The following is a 4,315-nucleotide window of genomic DNA, read 5'->3' as shown; positions in this document are numbered from 1 at the left end:
TCGGGGTTGTGGGGCGCCAGCACGTTGGCGAAGAGGGCGGTCAGCACGAATACCACGATGATCAGCACCGGGAGGACCGGGAACCCCTCGCTCCGGAAGGAGGCGTACCGCCAGGCGAGCGTGAGGGCCGCCGCCCGGCTCGGACTCGCGTTCGCGGCGCTACCGTTCATAGCGGATCCTCGGGTCGATGACCGCGTAGAGGACGTCCACGAGAAGGTTGACGACGACGATCATCGCGCCGCCCAGGAGCACGATGGCCTGGACGATGGGGAAATCCCGGAAGGCGATCCCCTCGTAGAGCAGGCGGCCGATGCCGGGCCAGGCGAAGACGGTCTCGACGACGATCGCGACGTTGATCATGAGGACGAGGTTGATCCCCGCGAGCGTCAGCACGGGGATCAGCGCGTTCTTGAGCGCGTGCTTGGCGATGACGAGCGCCTCCGGGAGCCCCTTGATGCGCGCGAGCTTCACGTACTCCGAGCCGAGGACCTCGAGCATGGACGAGCGCGTCAGCCGCATGTGCGCGGCCGCGAAGTACCAGCCCAGCGCGAACGCGGGCATGAGCACGTGCGCGGCCGTGCCCGAGCCCGAGGACGGCAGCCAGCCGAGGTACACGGAGAAGAAGAGGATCATGAGGAGCCCGACCCAGAAGGACGGGAGCGAGAGCCCGAGGAGCGCGAAGAGCTTGCCCGCGCTGTCCCACCAGCCGTTCACCCGCACCGCCGCGATGACGCCCGTCGGGATCCCGATCACGAGCGAGAAGAGCATCGCGACCGACGCGAGCAGGAGGGAGTAGGGCAGGCGCGAGCGGTAGAGCTCGAAGACGTCGGTCCTGTAGTAGAACGACTGGCCGAAGTCGCCGCGTCCGAGGTGGGCGAGGAAGCTCCCGTACTGCACCCAGAGCGGCTGGTCGAGGCCGAACTGCTGCCGGATCGCCGCCAGGTCGTCGGTGCTCGCCCCGGGCTCGGCGAGGAGCACGGCCGGGTCGCCGGTGACGCGCACGAAGACGAAGATCGTCAGCGAGAGGAGGAAGAGCGAGATGAGGGCGAAGCCCACGCGCTTCATGAGGAATCGCCTCATGGCGTCACCGCGCGCGGGGCGTGGCCGCGTAGCGCGAGGCGCCGGGCGGGGCTCCGGCCTAGCGTCGTCGGTCGGCTCATGGATGTCCTCCCGGGAAGGGAAGTTGCGTGATTATCCGCGAACCGCCGGCGAAGTCAACGTGCGCCCCGGCGCTCCTACGGCTCACCGCGTCAACGCCCCCCCCCGCGCGCCACCGGGCGCGCTACTTTTTCGTCGCCGGCGCCTGCTTGGCGATGATGTCCTCCTTGATCTTCTCGTACGTGGCCCGCGGGACGATGTTTTTGCTGACGAGCTCGTCCTTCCGTTTGTAGGGCCGGCCCGCCACGATCTTCTTGGCGTAGGCGTCGCCGATCCCGGGCAGCATCTTGAGCTCGTCCTCCGAGGCGCTGTTGAGATCGAGCTTGTCCTTCTTCTTCTCGTCCTTCTTGGCGGGCTCGGTCTTGGCGGGCGCGGGGCTCTTCGCCTGCGCCAGAACGGCCGGCGGGGCGAGCGCCACCAGGGCGAACGTGAGCGCGACGAGCAGGGCCAGCAGTCGGGCCATGTCGGATCCTCCTTGCTCCCAGTCTAGTCGCTGGCCAGCTTGCCGTTCCAGCCCCAGTTCGACTTCTCCACGTCCTCGAAGACGATGTGGACCTGCTCGGGGGTGGTCTTGCCGATCTTCACCATCGCGTCGGTGATGGCGGCGGTGAGCTGGCGCTTCTGGTCCTGGGTGCGGCCGGCGTACCACTGGATCGTGATGTTGGGCATCGAGGCTCCTCCTATCTCCTGAACTTGCTCATGTCCTCGGGGAAATTCGACGCGAACGAGTAGGACTTGACCGTGCCGTTCGCGTTGAAGCGGACGGTGAAGTCCTTGCTCGCCTCGCCGCCGCGCTCCGCGTAGAACCAGCGCCAGGTCTGATCGCCGCTGTCGAGGCCGACCTGGTACGGCTCGCCGAACATGCGCTCGAGCGCGGCCTTGTCGGTGACGCCGGTGACGATCTGCGCGGAATCGGGCGAGGGGAAGGGCCGCCCGGCCTTGAGGCCGGCGCAGCCCGCAGCCGCCGCGAGGATCGCGAGCGCGACGACGATGGTACGTCCCTGCATGGTCACCTCCTGTGCGGCGCCCGGGTCAGCCGAGCGCCACGACACCCCGAGCCGCGAGCCGGTCGATCTCGTCGCGCGCGAGCCCGAGCTCGGCGAGCACCTCGGCGGTGTGCTCGCCGAGGAGCGGCGCGGGGCGGCGGATCGAGGCGGGCGTCGCCGACGCGCGGACGGGGAAGGCGAGCATCTTCGCCTTGCCGTAGCCGGGCTGGTCGACCTCCGCGACGAGGCCCAGGTGCTTCACCTGCGCGTCCTCGAAGACCTCATCGAACTCGTAGATCGGCCCCGCGGCGACCTGCGCCGCCTCGAAGCGCTGTACCCACTCGGCCGTCGTCGCGCGCCCGAGCGCCGCCTCGACCCGCGCCTTCAGCTCCTCGTGGTGCGCGAGGCGGCTGTCGTTGCTCGCGAACTTCGGCTCGGTCGCGAGCCCCTCGTCGCCGAGCGCCTTCGCGAAGCGCGCGTACTGATCGGGGTTCATGATCACGACCTGCACCCAGCCGTCCTTCGTGCGGAAGGCCTCGGCGGGCGTCAGGTTCGCATTGCGGTTACCCAGGCGCGGCGGGCGCTTGCCCGAGTCGAAGTAGTGGGCGACGGGATCGGGCAGGAGGGCCAGCGTCGAGGCGAGCAGGTTCACGTCGAGGTGCTGGCCCCGGCCGGTCCGCTGGCGGTGCACGAGCGCCGCGTTCGCGGCGCCGAAGGCGAGGAAGCCCGCGGCGAGATCCGCGACCGAGCCCCCGACCCGGGTCGGCGGGCTCCCCGGCATGCCCGTGAGCGCCATGATCCCGCTCATGCCCTGGGCGATCGTGTTGTAGCCCGCGCGCTTCGCATGCGGCCCGGTCTGGCCGAAGCCCGTCACCGAGACGTAGACGACCGACGGGTTCACGGCGCTCACCTGCGCGTAGCCGACGCCGAGCTTGTTGGCGACGCCGGGGAGAAAGTTCTCGACGACGACGTCCGCGCGCCGGGCCAGCTCGAGGACGAGCCGCGCGCCATCCGGCTGCTGCATGTCCACGGCGATCCCGCGCTTGTTCCGGTTGATCGCCGCGAAGGTGGCGCTCATGCCGTCGCCGCGCCACGCGCGCAGGTCGTCGCCACGGCCCGGGCGCTCCACCTTGACGACGTCGGCGCCGAGGTCGGCCATGAGGGTCGCGCAGTAGGGACCTGCGATCACGCGAGAGAGGTCGAGGACACGGATGCCCTCGAGCATCGTCGGCGTCTCAGTCACGGTCGAGGAAGCCCTCCGTCATCGCGTTGACCTCGGGCATGCCCGTCCGCGCGATCGCGTTGATCCGTGCCTTCACCTCGGCGAGCGGCTTGGGCGGCTTCGCCGCGAGCACCTCGGCGTACGCACGCGCCTCCTTGAGCAGCGCCGGGCCCGGGACCACGCGGTGCACGAGCCCCATCGCCTGGGCCTCGGCTGCCGAGTAGCGCCGGCACTCCATGATGATCTCCTTGGCGCGCGCGGGCCCGACCAGGCGGACGAAGCGGGTCGTGGTTCCGACGCCGAGCGGCACGCCGAGGTCCACCTCGGGGATCCAGAATTGCGCCTCGGCGGCCGCGAAGCGGAAATCGCAGGGGAGCGTGAGCCCCCAGCCCCCGCCCACCGCGTGGCCGTTGATCGCCGCGAGCGTCGCCTGCTCGAGGTTCTCGAGGAGCAAGTTGGCGCGCTCGAAGAGGCGGCGGAACTGGCTCTTGCGTCCGGCGAACGCTCGCCGCCGCTCTTCGGGCGACATCCTCCCGCTGATCGGCGCGTCGGCGCCCGCGGAGAAGACGGGCGGCGCCCCCGTGACGATGACCACGCGCGCCGCGGCGTCGTCGCGCAGCTCGGCGAACGCCGCCCCGAGCTCGGCGAGCATCGCGTCGCTCAGGGAGTTGCGCCGGTCGGGACGGTTGAGGGTGACGGTCGCGATCGCGCCGTCGCGCTCGAGCGTGACGTTCTCGCCCATGACGCGCGGACGGTACCACACGCTCGACCGCCGGCGCAACGCGCGCCCGGCTCACCGGCGGGTGGGGCCGGGGGCAGGAGGCTGCTCGACCACGCGGCTGGCGTACGGACGACCCGTCGCGGCTGGGCTCCATCGAGGCGCGTCGCGTTCGCGTCGGCCGCGGCGGGAACGGGTCTCGCCACCCTCCTGCCCCCGGCGCGAACGCGA

The 4,315-nt window shown here is 70.8% G+C and carries 6 protein-coding genes; all 6 read right to left on the bottom strand.

What is annotated here, in order from left to right; genetic code table 11:
• Window positions 1-159: 159 nt before the first annotated feature.
• Window positions 160-1,080, bottom strand: a complete 921-nt coding sequence (locus VKG64_00150; protein ID HKB23432.1) for an ABC transporter permease — start codon at window positions 1,078-1,080, stop codon at window positions 160-162.
• A gap of 202 nt (window positions 1,081-1,282) precedes the next feature.
• Window positions 1,283-1,621, bottom strand: coding sequence for a helix-hairpin-helix domain-containing protein (locus VKG64_00145; GenBank protein HKB23431.1), 339 nt, complete (start codon window positions 1,619-1,621; stop codon window positions 1,283-1,285).
• A 23-nt stretch (window positions 1,622-1,644) separates the two neighbouring features.
• On the bottom strand, window positions 1,645-1,827 hold the full coding sequence (locus VKG64_00140; GenBank protein HKB23430.1) for a tautomerase family protein: 183 nt from the start codon (window positions 1,825-1,827) through the stop codon (window positions 1,645-1,647).
• Window positions 1,828-1,838: 11 nt separating this feature from the next.
• Complete coding sequence (locus tag VKG64_00135; protein ID HKB23429.1) at window positions 1,839-2,165, bottom strand: hypothetical protein; 327 nt, start codon at window positions 2,163-2,165, stop codon at window positions 1,839-1,841.
• A gap of 25 nt (window positions 2,166-2,190) precedes the next feature.
• Window positions 2,191-3,387 (bottom strand): CoA transferase, encoded by a 1,197-nt coding sequence (locus VKG64_00130; protein HKB23428.1) that lies wholly within the window; start codon window positions 3,385-3,387, stop codon window positions 2,191-2,193.
• The gene (locus VKG64_00125) at window positions 3,380-4,108 is read right to left on the bottom strand and encodes an enoyl-CoA hydratase/isomerase family protein (GenBank protein HKB23427.1); all 729 of its coding nucleotides are present in this window, start codon (window positions 4,106-4,108) and stop codon (window positions 3,380-3,382) included. Before VKG64_00125 ends, VKG64_00130 begins: the two co-directional genes overlap by 8 nt.
• Window positions 4,109-4,315 lie beyond the last annotated feature (207 nt).

Source organism: Candidatus Methylomirabilota bacterium (assembly GCA_035260325.1).
Classification (GTDB): Bacteria; Methylomirabilota; Methylomirabilia; order Rokubacteriales; family CSP1-6; genus AR19.
The sequence above is the reverse complement of the archived record's forward strand: the minus strand, read 5'-3'. Positions and strand labels throughout refer to the sequence as shown.

Bases quoted from the DNA above. Each gene is read 5' to 3' on its own strand.
- VKG64_00145 (HKB23431.1), bottom strand. From the start codon at position 1,621: ATGGCCCGACTGCTGGCCCTGCTCGTCGCGCTCACGTTCGCCCTGGTG.
- VKG64_00150 (HKB23432.1), bottom strand. From the start codon at position 1,080: ATGAGGCGATTCCTCATGAAGCGCGTGGGCTTCGCCCTCATCTCGCTC.
- VKG64_00135 (HKB23429.1), bottom strand. From the start codon at position 2,165: ATGCAGGGACGTACCATCGTCGTCGCGCTCGCGATCCTCGCGGCGGCT.
- VKG64_00140 (HKB23430.1), bottom strand. From the start codon at position 1,827: ATGCCCAACATCACGATCCAGTGGTACGCCGGCCGCACCCAGGACCAG.
- VKG64_00125 (HKB23427.1), bottom strand. From the start codon at position 4,108: ATGGGCGAGAACGTCACGCTCGAGCGCGACGGCGCGATCGCGACCGTC.